Source organism: Pedobacter sp. L105 (genome assembly GCF_009765875.1).
Classification (GTDB): domain Bacteria; phylum Bacteroidota; class Bacteroidia; order Sphingobacteriales; family Sphingobacteriaceae; genus Pedobacter.
On the sequence record NZ_LMUP01000004.1, the window covers coordinates 1,058,349 to 1,073,322 of the forward strand.

The window sequence follows — 14,974 nt, forward strand, 5'->3', positions numbered from 1 at the left end:
TTTCGGGAGGGCAAAAATAAGAAAGAAATCTTAATTTTCAAATAGTTAGCGAATTATTTTTTCAAATAAATGCTATTATTTCACGACTATTCCGATAACAGCCGGTTAAAGTCAGTTTTGAGCTATCAGCTTAGCAGTCAAACTGATCAATATAAAGAAAGAATTGACTGCTTTATCCGCAGGCTTCAATTTCATATGCGAAAAAAGCCGCTACTAAAACACCAATTATGAATTCTAATAACGACATTGGCCGCGGATATATTATCCGCAATTAAACAGCCAACAAAATTTAAATATCATTGTTAAATTAGTATAAAATTAAAAAAATGAACAAATTAATACTGCTATTCTTCACCCTGGTCGCCTTTAACCTTTCTGTAAAACAAGCCGTTGCACAGGACAGTACCACCGTAGTTCCAAATAGTACTATTGTAGATCCAAGCCTTAAAGGACAGTATGAAACACTCTTATACAGGTCTAAGGTTTATTATGGATTTAAGTTGATCAACCCTTATAAACTAACCGTGTTCTATAAAAACGTTGCAGACTCTATCCGGGCTGAGCGCTCCATCAGGAAAAAAACAGAAGCACGCCTTACCGAACAGAATGCGGTAATTACAAAACTGAATGGCGAAATTAAAGGCAATGAGAGCTCACTGGCCTCTTCCAATTCAAAGATAGATGAGATAAGTTTCCTGGGGATTGCCTTCAGCAAATCATCTTATAACACCCTGGTTTGGTCAATCATTGTATTACTGGCATTAGCATTGGCCTTCGTCATCATCAGATCAGCAAAAGGTATACAGGAAGCAAAATACAGAACCGGACTTTACGAAGAAATTTCACAGGAGTACCAGACTTATAAAACTAAAGCTAATGAGAAAGAAAAGAAATTAGCGCGCGAATTGCAGGATGAACGCAATAAACTGGAAGAATATAAAAACCGTGGTATATAAATTCTGGTTAAAAAAGCCCATCACTAGTTTTACCTGGTGATGGGCAATAAATTTACAAATAAGTTCAGGAATTTACCATCCTGGATTTTGAACAATTAAAGGCACTTTTTGAACATCTCCATTCGGGATGGGAAATAGATAATGTTTTTTCTCAAACACCCGCGACTCCGTCCTGATAACATTATAAAATCCATTGTTGGCGTTTTTATAAATATCGAGTCCATTTACTGAGGTCTCCGTGCTCTCCGCAATTTTCCATCTGCGGACGTCAAAATAACGGGCATTTTCAAAAGCAAGCTCTACTCTCCTCTCTTTCCATATTGCTGTACGCATATCGGCCTGGCTGGATGGAACAGAGATTTCACCACCATATAAAGGTATTCCTGCCCTGTCCCTGATCTTATTTAAATAGAGCAGAACATCCGGATTACCAGGATCTGATTCATTCAGTGCTTCCGCATAATCCAGGTAGATCTCTGCCAGCCGGATCATCACAAAGGTCTTCCCTCCATTTTCCCTGCTGCCCAGGGGCATATTTTTGCGTATGGTATAACCGGTAGATGAATAATCGGTATTGCCTATTCCAGCTTTCCCAGCATTTCCATTGTATTCAAAACTGGTGACAATGTTATCCTCAAAATCGAGCCACCTGCTATTGTTATAGGTGATATCTACATAAAAACGTGGTTCCCTGTTAACATACATGTTGGAAACAGATCTCGTTTGGTTATCATAAGGAGATTGAAAATTAGAAACACCCGAGCTATTATAATTAGAGAGTGGATCATCAATAGACCGCCCGTTTGCGGTAAAAAAAGCATCCACTATATTTTGTGTAGCGGAACAGAATGATCCGCCCTTGCTCGATGAAGGGGCATTAGCATGATCTGGTGTGATGTCGTAAAAGTAATTGGTTACCCCCGCACTTCCCATCGCAAGGATAATTTCAGAATTCCAGTCTGTTAACATCACGTCCCTGCAGGAAAGATAAGCACTATAGGCGCCATTATCATCATTTTTCCTGTAGAGGGAAAAGGTAGGAAAGGTGGTGATAAAAGCTTTTGCTGCATCAGCCGCCTTTTTCCATTTGGAAACATCATAAGCCTGACTGATCAGTTGTGTACCGTCGGTATTTTTTAGTGAGGCAAAATCCGCATTACCATTAAACTGAGGGCTGGCAGCCGTGAGCAGTGCTTTAACTTTATAAGCTTGTGCCACTGCCTTATTGATACGCCCGTAAGCATCAGTGGAATTGGGTACAGCAGGCAATCCTGCAGTCGCAGCATCCAGTTCTGAAACGATAAAATTAATACACTCATCAAAAGTACTGCGCGGCTTACTGATAGAACTTAGTGTAGCATCTGCGGCGGTAGGATCATTCCCTAAAATTACAACCGGCCCATACTGACGAACCAGGTAAAAATAATAAATGGCACGTAAAGCGCGGGCTTCATTTTTATACCGGGTAATCCGGTCTTCATTGAGGTTACAATCCTTGCATTTATCCACGTTGGCAATAAAATTACTGGCCGACTGTATGCCCTTGTAATAACTCTGCCAGTAGCTTTCCACAAAACTGGTGGTGGCATCCCAGGCACCCTGGTTTAATGAATTGGCAGGAACGAAGGCCAGTGTATAATCAGCCTCATCAGAAGCTCCCGTCCATACGCCGGCATTACTGGAGGGTGCAAAACGCTGACTGGCTTCATCAGGTAAAACAGAATAGACGTTGGCCAGCAACTGATCAACGGTAGCTCTGGTAGTAAAGGCTTCATCAAAGGTAAGCCTGTCATCAGGCACCTGGTCCAGGTATTTTTTACAGCTAGAATTACTCAGCACTAATACCAGGGCAAATAGGGATAGATATAATTTTTTCATATGATTAGAATTTAACAGTAAAACCAACAGAGTAAGTAGAGACCAAAGGATATCGGGTGCCATTTGTAGAAGCAAGCTCCGGATCCCACAATTTGAATTTGCTAAAGGTGGCCAGATTGTAACCGGTAAAATAAACACGCATATTTTGAACACCTATTGATTTTAAACCATTTTTGATCGTATAACCCAGATCAACTGTTTTCAATCGTAAAAAACTAATGTCGCGCTGCCACCAGGTGCTGGGCTGAAAATTATTGTTATTGGTACCGTAAGAAAGACGGGGATAAAAAACATTTTGGCTCGGATTGGAAACCGTCCAGCGGTCGGTAGCATTTGCGTAGATATTACTTAGTCCTCCCGAAGCAGTAAAAGGATTAATCGCATCTCCGTTCAGCATAATATCTGCATGGTGCTGCCCCTGGAAAAACGAGCCGATATCCCAGTTTTTGTAATTGAGTGTAAAACCAAATCCATAAACTGCAGATGGTACATCACCGTGACCAATAACAGTTTGATCATAAGCGTCGATCACTCCATCACCATTTAAGTCTTTGTACTTAATGTCACCCGGTAATATTGCTGCCCTGCTGCCGAAAACCGCACTTTTATTAATCTCATCCTGACTGGTAAACAAACCTTCGGCGATATAACCCATGCGGGCAAGGATATTATGGCCGCGCAATTCCTGGTAACTATACTTAACCGGTGCCTGATCATTTTCTACAACGATATCCTTATTATAGGTATAATTTGCCCTTAGTGTGAGGTGCAGCCTGTCACCCAGCTTGGTATTATATTCTAAAGTTGCGTCCACACCTTTATTGTTCACTATGCCTAAATTTCCGTAGGGGTCTGTCGTCAGACCGATATAGTCAGGCACTGCTCCACGTTGCAGGAAAATATCGGTACGGTGTTCCTTAAACAGATCTACCACCACAGAGAGATTGTTATTCAGGGTTCTTAACTCCATTCCCAGATCCTGTTTTCGTGTAGTAGACCAGGTAACGTTTACGCCATAAGCTGTTACGTTTATACCAGGAAAAGTCTGTCCGCGGGTTTGGCCAAAGGTATAACCCGGCTGGCTCGATGATACCTGTGTCAGGTAATAAAACCGCTGATCGTCGGTGGTGGCATAACCTGAAGTGCTGCCCCCGCTACCTACTTTACCATCACTATACCTGAATTTAAGCAGCTGAAAAGTATTTTTTAAAGGCTCAAAGAATTTCTCATTAGAGATGATCCAGCCGGCACCAAAAGCAGGAAAAAATCCAAAGCGCCGGTCGGCGGCGAAATTCTCCGAACCATTATACCCTATGTTTACCTCCGCAAAAAAACGGTCATCATAAGAATATGTGGTACGTCCTGCAACACCCAGGGTTCTGTAAGGGATAGATAAAGTGAAAGAACCCGCAAAAGGGTTTAAATTGTCACTCTGATTGTAAAGTGCTAAACCAGATACGCTGTGTTTACCAAACTGGCGGTTATAAGTAAACCCAGCTTCGGCATATAACTTTCTGTCACCAGAGTTCGCGTAACTATAAGTCAGATATTTTTGTCCCGTATAAGTAGGGTCACCATAATTTAAAGAACCGTCAGGCAAATAGGGATTATTCGGACTTACATAATAAGTGCTCTCCCTTCTGGTACGGTCTACCTCATTACTATTGGTTGCATCAAACGAATACATGGCTGTTGCTGCAAGTCCTTTGGTCAGGAAAGAAAGGTCCTGTGTTAAACGTAAATTGGAGTAGAGCTGGTTCGTATAATTGGTCCGGTATCCCCTGGTCGTTAAATCTGCATAGGGATTCCGCTGATCACCCTGCGCGCTTATCCCGGGTACATATCCATTGGGATACATCTTTGGGAACTCCACCGGAGAAATCTCAAAAGCCTGGGCAAAAATATCCTGGGCGTTATTTGCTCCCGGATACCTGCCCTGGGCTAACACCCCTTTAATACCTAAACTCATTTTGGTGGTCGGCGTCAGGTCCCAGTCCAGGTTGGTGGTAATGTTATACCTGGAATATTTCTGCGACCCATCATAATTTTGTGAATCATCTGTTTTAAACAGACCGGTTTCATCATAATAACCCAGAGAAACAAAATAGCGGGCATTACTTACTCCACCGGATAAATTGGTTGTCATTGTACGGCTCTGGCCGAAATTCTTAAACAGTGTAGATAACCAGTCTACATTAGGGTACACATAAGGGTCGGCACCCGAAGCTGTCTTATTGATAATATCGTCTGAATACAGTGGCGTATAGGTTTTACCCTGCCTGATCGCTTCAGTGGCGGTCGCTTCATTTGCCAGTTTCATATATTCCACCCCGTCAATCAGATCAGGTGTTTTTGTCAGCCTGGTGATCCCCTCGTAATAATTCAAACTGATGGTCGGCTTCCCAACTTTACCTTTTTTGGTGTTCACAAGGATTACCCCATTGGCTCCCCTTATCCCATAAACAGCAGTGGCAGATGCATCTTTTAACACCGTAAAAGATTCGATATCCTGAGGGCTCAGACCGTCAATCGGACGGTTTGGCACACCATCTACCACGATCAGCGGATTACGGTCGCCGCCAATATTTGAAATCCCCCTGATCCATACGTCAGCCTGATCCGAACCCGGTTCTCCGTTCCTGGTGACAGCTACTACTCCGGCAATTCTTCCTGCCAGCATAGAACTGATATTAGCCGTAGGCTGATTCAGGTCGGCAGCATTTACAGAAGATTGTGCACCTACCAGGCTCTCCTTTTTTTGAGTGCCATAAGCTACAACAGCTACTTCCTCCAACTGTCCGCCTGTAGGTTTTAACTGCAGGGTAATGGTTTTCTGAGTACCTACAACCATTTCTACGGGATCATAACCTACATAAGAAAAGATCAATACTGTTTTTTCATCTGCTACGGTAATGCTAAAAGCCCCGTTATTATCAGTAGAAGTAGAATTCAGCGTTCCTTTTACCCTGACGCCTGCACCCAGCAGAGGGATGCCCTTTTCATCCTTGACGACGCCCCTAACTACAATATCTTTCTGTTTTTCCTTATACTCCTCCTTCAGGCACCGGATTAGTATGGTGTTGTTTTCAATTGTAAATGATAAATTCTGTCCGGCAAGACTCTTTTTTAAAACTTCCTGCAAGGGTGTACTTTTAAAATCAGCATTGATCAGACCTGATCGCTTTAAGCTGAGTGCAGACCACAATACATTATAGCCTGTTTGCTTCCTGATCTCTTTGAACAGCTGTTCTAGGGAAACATCCTGTTTTTTAAAGGTTACCTGGGCAAATCCTGAGGCGCTTACCTGCATAATAGCAGCAATAAATAAGACGGCGGTTAGCTTCATTAGGAGCAGGATTTTGGGCATGCGGCATTGCTGCCAACATAAAATTTTGGTATAAATTCTATACATTTGGGTATCTGATTAATTTGAATAATGTGTTTCGCAATAATTTCCGGTTGATCAGCTATTCTATCAGGGGCGTTGCAACCGTCCCTGATTTTTAACTTTTTCCTGCTCCTGCTAAGGACTCTGTGATTGATTTTTCATGTTTGGTTGGTTAATGGTTGAGTTGATTATTTTATTTATTTTTCTGTTGCTATAATTCTATGCGCTTCAATTTCAAAATGGACATTTCCTGTTATCTCCAGCATTCTTAAAATCTCGGAGACATTTCCAAAGCGCGATACACTGCCGCCAAAGACCTCTCTTCTTACCGCCTCATTTTGATAAACTACTTCTACATTGTACCACCTGGAAACTTTACGCATAATACTTTCCAGCGCTTCATCATTAAAAATGAATAAGCCATTTTTCCAGGCCAGCGTTTCTTCTGTATCTGCATCACTGAGTTCCAGTTTTTCGCCATGAATAACCGACTGCTGCCCGGGTTTAAGGATTTCGAAAAAACCGGAAGAATTTAAGGCTACCCTAACAGATCCTTCAAAAAGTGCTGTTCGTGTAGTAGGTTCATTGCTATAGGAATTGATATTGAAATGTGTACCCATTACCTCCACTTCCTGTTGGGCAGTTACTACTTTAAAAGGCATGTGCTGATTTTTGGCTACCTCGAAATAAGCTTCGCCATTTAATTCTACCCTGCGTTCAATTCCCGAAAAAGTTGCAGGAAATTTCAAGGACGATGAGGCATTGAGCCATACCCTGGTACCATCGGGTAAGGAGATTTGATATTGCCCACCCCTGGGGGTGACAATAGAATTATAAGTATCCGGATGTGGTGACACAGCACCGCTAATGGTAAAGGCGAGCTGTCCTCCCGCAGTCTTGGTAATGGTTACCCCCTGCTGTTGTGCAATCCTGCCATTATGCTGGGTATCAAGAATGATCTTCCTTCCATTAGCCAGAATAAGGGTAGCCCTGTTACCACCCGGGGCAATATCATTCTTAACAATGCGGGTCTGAGTGGTCTTCTTTTTAAGATCAGCAGAAAAATAAACCGCCGTCCCGAGGCAAATGATGAGTACTGCGGCTATACTGATTATTTTAAGCCAGTTAAATGGGTAAGAATTTCCTGGATAAATACCTAATGAATTCCAAATTTCACCCTTTACCCTAAGGATGGCTTCATAATCCGGTGTTTCACCTCTATCAGGCAATGTGACATACCAACGCTCTACTATTGCCCTTTCTTCATCAGTACAAAGTCCTGCAGTATATTTTTCCAATAAGATCTTCGCACTTTTCTTTTCCATAGCCATGACGGATAATTCATCCTTACACTACTAAGACGGGAAGATAAAAGGAATAGGGTACGTCAGTTTAACGAAATTTTAAAAGAATAAGCAGATAAATCCAGAAACCCAGCTTCAAACGTAAAATCCTAAGCGCTTTTTTAATTTGCGTACGTACAGTTTGTTCAGAAATACCTAATAATTCGGCAATTTCCTTATGACTTAGATGTGATTTCCTGCTCAACACAAAAACTTCCCGCATTTTAGGCGGCAAAGAGGCTATTTCCTTTTCAATGAGTCTCGCCAGATCACGTTCACGCACTAAATGATCTGCATAAGTAAAATCATGGTCGATATAGTGCTGCAAAGAGTCAATATATTTCTCTTCTACTTTTTTATGACTAATGATATCCAGTATCCTGTTCCGAATGGCAGAATAGAGGTAACCGGAAAGATTATTGGCAATTTCAAGGGATTCATGTTTGCTCCATAACGCGGCAAACAATTCATGGATAACGTCCCTGGCTTCTTCTTCGTTATTTAGCCGTTTATGCGCATGCAAATACAAAATGCCATAAAAGCGTTCATAAACTTCAGCAAATGAAGCTTCATTTCCCTCCCTGATCAGGGAAGCCAGTTCGTTGTCTGAAAGTTTGCTATAGATAGACATAGTTGAAGAGCGTAAAAGGGCCTATGTAAATTTAACATCAATTAAATTAATATAAAATAAAATTTAACAATTTAAACGAATCAGCATACAAATAACGAGACAACAAACAATAATTACAGCTGCAATTCCTGTAAAACAGAAAAGGCCTCCGGAAATCCGAAGGCCTTTTCTATCAACGTATCAGTTCATTAAACTTTGATTTCAACTTCAACACCGCTAGGTAATTCAAGTTTCATCAAGGCATCAACTGTTTTAGAGTTAGAGCTATAAATATCTAACAAACGTTTGTATGCACATAATTGAAATTGTTCACGTGCTTTTTTGTTTACGTGTGGTGAACGCAAAACAGTGAAGATTTTCTTTTCTGTTGGCAACGGAATTGGTCCGCTAACCACTGCACCCGTAGGTTTTACAGTTTTAACGATTTTCTCAGCAGATTTATCTACTAAGTTGTAATCGTAAGATTTTAATTTAATTCTGATTCTTTGGCTCATGTTGTGTTTATTTAAGGCTGCCTGTTAGAGCTATTAATAACAGGCGGCCGGTTTATTTTTATTAATCTGCAGATTTGATTCTACCTTTTGATTTAGCAATTACTTCATCCTGAACATTTTTAGGAGCCGGATCGTAGTGATCAAATTCCATAGTAGATGTTGCACGACCAGAAGTAATGGTACGCAGTTGCGTTACATAACCAAACATTTCAGAAAGAGGTACAGTTGCTTTGATTACCTGAGCACCAGCACGTGTATCCATTCCTAAAAGCTGACCACGACGACGGTTCATGTCACCGATTACATCACCCATGTTTTCTTCAGGGGTAAGGATCTCGATTTTCATGATTGGCTCCATCAATACCGGGTTACATTTTGGTAACGCTTCACGATAAGCCATTTTAGCTGCTAATTCAAATGATAAAGCATCTGAATCGACTGCGTGGAATGAACCATCAATCAAACGAACTTTCATGTCAGGAAGAGGATATCCAGCTAATACGCCATTGGCCATAGATGCTGCAAATCCTTTTTCAACTGAAGGAATAAATTCACGTGGAATAGAACCACCTGAAATTTCGTTTACAAACTGTAAACCACCTTTTTCCCAGTCAGCATCAATTGGAGAAATAATAACCTGGATGTCCGCAAATTTACCACGACCACCTGATTGTTTTTTATACGTCTCACGGTGTTGAACTGTTCCATTGATTGCTTCTTTGTAAGCAACTTGTGGCGCTCCCTGGTTAACCTCAACTTTAAACTCACGTTTAAGACGGTCAATCAGGATATCTAAGTGAAGCTCACCCATACCAGAGATTACAGTCTGACCAGTTTCCTCGTCAGTTTGAACCCTGAATGTAGGATCTTCTTCAGCTAATTTAGATAAGCCCATACCTAATTTATCAATATCAGCCTGAGTTTTAGGCTCAATAGCTAAACCAATAACCGGTTCAGGGAAGTTCATTGACTCCAGAATGATTGGGTTTTTCTCTTCACAAAGTGTATCACCTGTTTTGATATCCTTGAAACCTACAACCGCAGCAATATCACCAGCTCCAACATTAGGAATAGGATTTTGCTTGTTTGCATGCATCTGGAAGATACGGGAGATACGTTCTTTGTTTTCAGAACGTGCATTGTATACATAAGAACCTGCTTCCAGGTTACCTGAATAAACACGGATAAAGCACAAACGACCAACGAAAGGATCTGTTGCAATTTTAAATGCTAAAGCTGCAAAAGGTTCTTTTTCACTTGGTTTACGCAATACTTCTTCACCTGTATCAGGATTAGTTCCAACTACACCTGCTGAATCCATTGGTGAAGGCAATAATTCCATCACATAGTCCAGCATAGTTTGTACACCTTTGTTTTTGAAAGATGAACCACAAACCATCGGTACAATTTTAGCATCCAATACAGCTGCACGTAAAGCATCTAAGATTTCACGTTCTGTAATAGAGTTAGGATCATCGAAGAATTTCTCCATCAACGACTCATCATAATCAGCAACAGATTCTAATAATTTCTCTCTCCATTCAGCAACCTCATCCAGCATATCTTCAGGAATTGGCACTTCAGTAAAGGTCATACCTTTATCATGCTCATTCCAAACGATACCACGGTTGTTAATTAAATCAACAACACCAGTAAAGCTGTCTTCAGAACCGATTGGTAATTGCAATGGAACTGCATTACTGCCTAACATGCTTTTAACCTGTCCAACAACTTTCAAGAAATCTGCACCAGAACGGTCCATTTTGTTGACGAAGCCTATACGGGCAACGTTGTAGTTGTTAGCCAGACGCCAGTTAGTTTCAGATTGAGGCTCAACACCATCAACCGCAGAAAATAAGAAAACCAATCCATCCAACACACGCAGTGAACGGTTTACCTCTACGGTAAAATCCACGTGACCCGGTGTATCGATGATGTTGATATGGTAATCCTGTCCTCTGTATTTCCAACCAACAGTAGTAGCAGCAGAAGTAATGGTAATACCACGTTCCTGCTCCTGTGCCATCCAGTCCATTGTTGCTGCACCTTCGTGCACTTCACCAATTTTATGACTAACACCTGCATAGTAAAGAATACGCTCTGTAGTAGTGGTCTTACCAGCATCAATATGCGCAGCAATCCCTATGTTTCTTGTAAATCTTAAGTCTCTTGACATTTTATGATTTCGAATAATTAAAAACGGAAATGTGAGAACGCTTTGTTGGCTTCAGCCATTTTATGCGTATCTTCTTTCTTTTTAACTGCCGCACCTTCACCTTTAGCTGCTGAAACGATTTCTCCTGCTAATTTTTCTTTCATGGTTTTTTCACCACGTCTGCGTGCATAAGAAATTAACCATTTCATGCCTAAAGCAATTTTACGGTCAGGACGAACTTCTGTAGGAACCTGGAAGTTAGCACCACCAACACGGCGTGATTTTACTTCTACTGCAGGCATTACATTTGTTAAAGCACGTTTCCATACTTCTAAACCATTCTCACCAGCTTTTTTCTCAGCTAATTCTACTGCATCATAAAAAATAGAGTAAGCGATAGATTTTTTTCCATCGTACATCATATTGTTTACAAACCTTGTTACCTGAACATCGTTAAATTTCGGATCAGGAAGGATAATTCTCTTTTTTGGTTTTGACTTTCTCATTTTTGTTCCTCCTGATTATTTCTTTTTACCTTTTGTTGGGGCAGCAGCTACTTGTCCTGGTTTAGGACGTTTTGTGCCATATTTTGAACGACGTTGGTTACGACCAGCAACTCCTGAAGTATCTAAAGCTCCACGGATGATGTGATAACGTACTCCTGGCAAATCCTTAACACGGCCACCACGGATCAATACGATTGAGTGTTCCTGTAAATTGTGACCTTCTCCAGGAATATAAGCGTTAACTTCTTTTCCATTGGTCAAACGTACACGCGCTACTTTACGCATTGCTGAGTTTGGTTTTTTAGGGGTAGTGGTATATACACGTGTACATACACCTCTTCGCTGTGGACAACTGTCCAACGCCGGAGACTTACTCTTGAACTCCAGTGCTACTCTACCTTTTCTAACTAATTGTTGAATGGTTGGCATTGTTTTTTTGTTTTTCTATATTATTATTAAAAACTCTTACCCCTCACTAAGGGACTGCAAAGGTAGAACAATACATTTTATAAATCAAGGGGTTAACGCAAAATTAATAGGCCCGAAGAGGTTTATTTTCAAATATTTGAAAATAAACCTCTTCGGGCCTATTACCAGGGTTGCATAAGGTAGCTTATGAAGCTCCGGGGAAACCGGAGGATGTCATACCTTCAGGAAGAAATGCAATAAATCCTCCATGGATAATATCCTTACTGATGATTTCAATATCAGGTTTTACCCAGGCCTTTTTAGATTTAATGTCACCATGTCCCTCTGGAGAGGTGTTTAATTCAGATCCGTTCATATTCATAGTTGAGTGGTTAATAGATAAATATTGTTTAATAATTTATGCTCCTATCTGCCAAAAAATTGCCCCTGTATAAAACCAAACAGGGCTGCATGTCTGGCAGGTATAAAAGTGTCATTCAGGTTCAGCATTGTAATATTAATGATCATTTTGTCCTTGCAGGTCACCTGAAGCCCATGATGATGATTAATAATCAGGCCGGGTTCCTCCAGGTTAAGTGATGTGGCCGTATTTTCCATGATCTCTGCATCAAGTATCTTCAACTCATTTCCGTTAAAAGAAGTAATCGCCCCCTTATTCCATGGATTACAGGCCAATATCAGGTTAACAATCTCCGCAGCCGCCATGTTTTCCCATTGGATCAGCACATCTTTCAGTTCAGGCCTTTTATAGTAATACGATTTGTTATTGTCTTGAGATCGTATTGATAGTCTTTTTTTCTGGAACACCTGCTGCATGATAAAACCGACACCCTCCACTACTACCTGCGACAATACCAAATGAGCTGTTCCATAACTTAAATGAGGATCTCTTTTCATCTCCCTACTCCAGATAACGCCACCCGCATCAAATTGCTCACTGAGGAGATGTATCGTGACCGTAAGCGAAGAAGAACCATTTTTGATCTGCCAGAATACCGGGTTAGGCCCTCTGTAAGCAGGCAACGCGCCAAAATGAATATTATATACATGCTCCCTCATCTTAACCGGCAGCCTGGCGGTATCAATCAGGTGCTTAAAACCCATGATAAAAACCATGTCGGGTTGCTCCTCCCTCAGCCAGAAATGGAACAACTCATGGTTGCCCTCCTGAAGAGGAATCCTGCTGCCATTACAAAAATGCCTGATCACCATCAAATCTTCAGCTCCGGAACAGGCATCTGTAAAAACAGATGCCTGTAAATGCCCGTTAACAAGTGCTTGTAAAAGGGGTATACAATATGCTGCGCCAGAAACGATTCCAATCTTCATCTGCGCTAGATATTCTTTTTAACGGATTAACTAAAACTTGGAAAAATACCTTCCATGGCTATAATGTAACTGATGCTCAAATAAGGCATCCTGTTTTCATGCGACTGTGAGCCTCCTGTTGGTGTTAAGGAATTCGGTAATAATGGCTGAGGCACTATTCCGGTAGCGGGTGGCGCATAAAAAAGAACCGTATGGTTGTTTGTTGTCGGATCGGCAGGGGCCGCTAAAAAATTATTGGCTGCCGAAGTAGTGGTTCCCGATTGGGAACTTACGCTTAACGTGTGCTGATGGGACGGCAAATTAGGATTAAGCAGCGTTACGCTCTCTACACCGCCACTCATTCCCATTACATAAGTGGTACCAGACAGGCCTCTTCCCTGGTTTAAAATTACACGGCCTCTTAAATCCGGCAAAGCGAATGTAGTTACCCCATCACCACCATAGGTAGTTCCCAATAATGCAAACAATGCACTGTTTTGTGCTATTGATTGTAAAGAGCCATCGCAATTCGCCCAGCCTACCGGAGCAAAATTACCGGCAAATATTCTTATTTCTCCTAGATAAGGTTCCATATTTTTATTTTTGTTTAAAAAGCGGTTAACTCCTCGACGGGAAGATACCCGTTGTGGAAATACATACATTCATGGTTAAAAAGGGTCCCCGGTTTTCATGAGGCGTATTACCTCCTGTAGGGCTCACCGAAGCGAGGGAAAGCACAACAGGTGCGCTCAGCGTAACCGCATACCCGTTCACAGCATAATTAGTAGACTGAGGGTTGGTTACAAAAACACAAATTTGGGCAAGGTAATCGTCGGAGTTATTCAGCGCCTGAGTTCCCAGTGCGTTCACTACCTGTACATTATGGTTATGCGCAGGGAGCTGCGGGGTAGTAAGTGTTACGCTTTCTGTACCGCTTGACGCACCCATAGGGTTACTACTGCTGTATCCAAGCATCGCTGCGCCATTGAGATTAGGCAGGTTAAAAGTAGTGATACCATTTCCACCGAATTGTGTGCCTAAAAGCGAAAACAAAGCCTGATTTTGATTAATGGCTACAACTTGCCCGCTGCAGGCCAGCCAGCCACGCGGTACCTGACCGAATGCAAATGTTCTTATCTCACCAAGATATTGGTCCATATTTTATTCTTTAAGTTCTTAATTTATTTTACTGTCGTTTTTACGGGCGTGAAGGGAATATACCTTGCAGACATATACAATAATTGATAGCTACGTTAGGCATCATATTGTTGTGTGGCTGGCTGCCTCCCGCTATACCTATTGAAGTGGGGTTCAATGTAGCCCCGGGTGCCGGATTAACTGGTGCATAGGAACGTCCTACCACTCCAGAATTAGCATTGGCTTTAGCAAAGCTATTTGCAATATAAGAACCCGTTACCGGTACAGTAACCTCATTAATAGGGCCACCAGCAGGAGCCGCTCCGCTAAAACTGTGGCTATGTGCCTGGATTTCAGTAGTTGCCAGGGTAACACCCGCGGCACCACCAACCTCTCCAAGCGAATAATTCTGCCCGCCTGGTAATTGTCCCGCACTGTTAAGCACAGTGCCCTGGATATTTGGCAATGCAAAATTAGTTGTCCCATTGCCCCCGTAAGTAACTCCCAGAATACTAAAAAGTGCAGAATACTGCTGGATAGGCAAAATTTGCCCCTGACAAAGGGCCCAATTCTGTGGATTAAAATTAAATCCGAATGCCCTGATTTCGCCAATAAAAGCGTCCATAATTTTTTGTTTTAGGTTAAAAAAATAGTTAGTTTATATTTGGTTTAATAGACAGAAATAAGGTGTAAAAAGCCCATAAAGAGCTCTTTATCCACTATTAATGACCCATACAAATAAGTAAGAA

Annotated in this window: 14 protein-coding genes; 1 reads left to right on the forward strand and 13 read right to left on the reverse strand. The window is 41.6% G+C overall.

The genetic code is table 11. From position 1 onward, the window contains the following. The first annotated feature begins 326 nt into the window (after positions 1–326). Positions 327–956, forward strand: a complete 630-nt coding sequence (locus GSQ84_RS09780; protein ID WP_158797030.1) for a hypothetical protein — start codon at positions 327–329, stop codon at positions 954–956. A 72-nt stretch (positions 957–1,028) separates the two neighbouring features. On the opposite strand, the gene GSQ84_RS09785 is transcribed toward GSQ84_RS09780, so the two are convergent. From GSQ84_RS09785 to GSQ84_RS09845, 13 genes are all read right to left on the reverse strand, one after another. Further along, complete coding sequence (locus GSQ84_RS09785) at positions 1,029–2,834, reverse strand: RagB/SusD family nutrient uptake outer membrane protein (protein ID WP_158797031.1); 1,806 nt, start codon at positions 2,832–2,834, stop codon at positions 1,029–1,031. A 4-nt stretch (positions 2,835–2,838) separates the two neighbouring features. Next, the gene (locus tag GSQ84_RS09790; protein ID WP_254070819.1) at positions 2,839–6,180 is read right to left on the reverse strand and encodes a TonB-dependent receptor; all 3,342 of its coding nucleotides are present in this window, start codon (positions 6,178–6,180) and stop codon (positions 2,839–2,841) included. A 239-nt stretch (positions 6,181–6,419) separates the two neighbouring features. Then, on the reverse strand, positions 6,420–7,547 hold the full coding sequence (locus tag GSQ84_RS09795) for a FecR family protein (protein WP_158797033.1): 1,128 nt from the start codon (positions 7,545–7,547) through the stop codon (positions 6,420–6,422). Between the two features lie 67 nt (positions 7,548–7,614). Then, positions 7,615–8,196, reverse strand: a complete 582-nt coding sequence (locus GSQ84_RS09800) for an RNA polymerase sigma factor (protein ID WP_158797034.1) — start codon at positions 8,194–8,196, stop codon at positions 7,615–7,617. Positions 8,197–8,384: 188 nt separating this feature from the next. Then, on the reverse strand, positions 8,385–8,690 hold the full coding sequence (rpsJ, locus tag GSQ84_RS09805) for a 30S ribosomal protein S10 (protein WP_008244591.1): 306 nt from the start codon (positions 8,688–8,690) through the stop codon (positions 8,385–8,387). A 61-nt stretch (positions 8,691–8,751) separates the two neighbouring features. Further along, the gene (fusA, locus tag GSQ84_RS09810; protein ID WP_158797035.1) at positions 8,752–10,866 is read right to left on the reverse strand and encodes an elongation factor G; all 2,115 of its coding nucleotides are present in this window, start codon (positions 10,864–10,866) and stop codon (positions 8,752–8,754) included. Positions 10,867–10,883: 17 nt separating this feature from the next. Then, the gene (gene rpsG / locus GSQ84_RS09815; RefSeq protein WP_041878496.1) at positions 10,884–11,351 is read right to left on the reverse strand and encodes a 30S ribosomal protein S7; all 468 of its coding nucleotides are present in this window, start codon (positions 11,349–11,351) and stop codon (positions 10,884–10,886) included. 15 nt (positions 11,352–11,366) lie between these two features. After that, positions 11,367–11,780 (reverse strand): 30S ribosomal protein S12, encoded by a 414-nt coding sequence (gene rpsL, locus GSQ84_RS09820; RefSeq protein ID WP_008244597.1) that lies wholly within the window; start codon positions 11,778–11,780, stop codon positions 11,367–11,369. 184 nt (positions 11,781–11,964) lie between these two features. After that, entirely contained in the window at positions 11,965–12,141 is a 177-nt protein-coding gene (locus GSQ84_RS09825) for a hypothetical protein (RefSeq protein WP_158797036.1), read from the reverse strand. A 44-nt stretch (positions 12,142–12,185) separates the two neighbouring features. Beyond that, entirely contained in the window at positions 12,186–13,109 is a 924-nt protein-coding gene (locus GSQ84_RS09830; protein ID WP_158797037.1) for a methionyl-tRNA formyltransferase, read from the reverse strand. Positions 13,110–13,135: 26 nt separating this feature from the next. Beyond that, complete coding sequence (locus GSQ84_RS09835; protein ID WP_158797038.1) at positions 13,136–13,681, reverse strand: phage tail protein; 546 nt, start codon at positions 13,679–13,681, stop codon at positions 13,136–13,138. 25 nt (positions 13,682–13,706) lie between these two features. Then, on the reverse strand, positions 13,707–14,246 hold the full coding sequence (locus GSQ84_RS09840) for a phage tail protein (protein WP_158797039.1): 540 nt from the start codon (positions 14,244–14,246) through the stop codon (positions 13,707–13,709). A gap of 40 nt (positions 14,247–14,286) precedes the next feature. After that, a complete protein-coding gene (locus GSQ84_RS09845) occupies positions 14,287–14,850 on the reverse strand; it encodes a phage tail protein (RefSeq protein ID WP_216848901.1) in 564 nt (187 codons plus the stop codon). Positions 14,851–14,974 lie beyond the last annotated feature (124 nt).

Excerpts from the sequence above, each read along its gene's own strand:
- GSQ84_RS09780 (WP_158797030.1), top strand. The coding sequence starts at position 327 with ATGAACAAATTAATACTGCTATTCTTCACCCTGGTCGCCTTTAACCTT.
- GSQ84_RS09785 (WP_158797031.1), bottom strand. The coding sequence starts at position 2,834 with ATGAAAAAATTATATCTATCCCTATTTGCCCTGGTATTAGTGCTGAGT.
- GSQ84_RS09790 (WP_254070819.1), bottom strand. The coding sequence starts at position 6,180 with ATGAAGCTAACCGCCGTCTTATTTATTGCTGCTATTATGCAGGTAAGC.
- GSQ84_RS09795 (WP_158797033.1), bottom strand. The coding sequence starts at position 7,547 with ATGGAAAAGAAAAGTGCGAAGATCTTATTGGAAAAATATACTGCAGGA.
- GSQ84_RS09800 (WP_158797034.1), bottom strand. The coding sequence starts at position 8,196 with ATGTCTATCTATAGCAAACTTTCAGACAACGAACTGGCTTCCCTGATC.
- rpsJ (WP_008244591.1), bottom strand. The coding sequence starts at position 8,690 with ATGAGCCAAAGAATCAGAATTAAATTAAAATCTTACGATTACAACTTA.
- fusA (WP_158797035.1), bottom strand. The coding sequence starts at position 10,866 with ATGTCAAGAGACTTAAGATTTACAAGAAACATAGGGATTGCTGCGCAT.
- rpsG (WP_041878496.1), bottom strand. The coding sequence starts at position 11,351 with ATGAGAAAGTCAAAACCAAAAAAGAGAATTATCCTTCCTGATCCGAAA.
- rpsL (WP_008244597.1), bottom strand. The coding sequence starts at position 11,780 with ATGCCAACCATTCAACAATTAGTTAGAAAAGGTAGAGTAGCACTGGAG.
- GSQ84_RS09825 (WP_158797036.1), bottom strand. The coding sequence starts at position 12,141 with ATGAATATGAACGGATCTGAATTAAACACCTCTCCAGAGGGACATGGT.
- GSQ84_RS09830 (WP_158797037.1), bottom strand. The coding sequence starts at position 13,109 with ATGAAGATTGGAATCGTTTCTGGCGCAGCATATTGTATACCCCTTTTA.
- GSQ84_RS09835 (WP_158797038.1), bottom strand. The coding sequence starts at position 13,681 with ATGGAACCTTATCTAGGAGAAATAAGAATATTTGCCGGTAATTTTGCT.
- GSQ84_RS09840 (WP_158797039.1), bottom strand. The coding sequence starts at position 14,246 with ATGGACCAATATCTTGGTGAGATAAGAACATTTGCATTCGGTCAGGTA.
- GSQ84_RS09845 (WP_216848901.1), bottom strand. The coding sequence starts at position 14,850 with ATGGACGCTTTTATTGGCGAAATCAGGGCATTCGGATTTAATTTTAAT.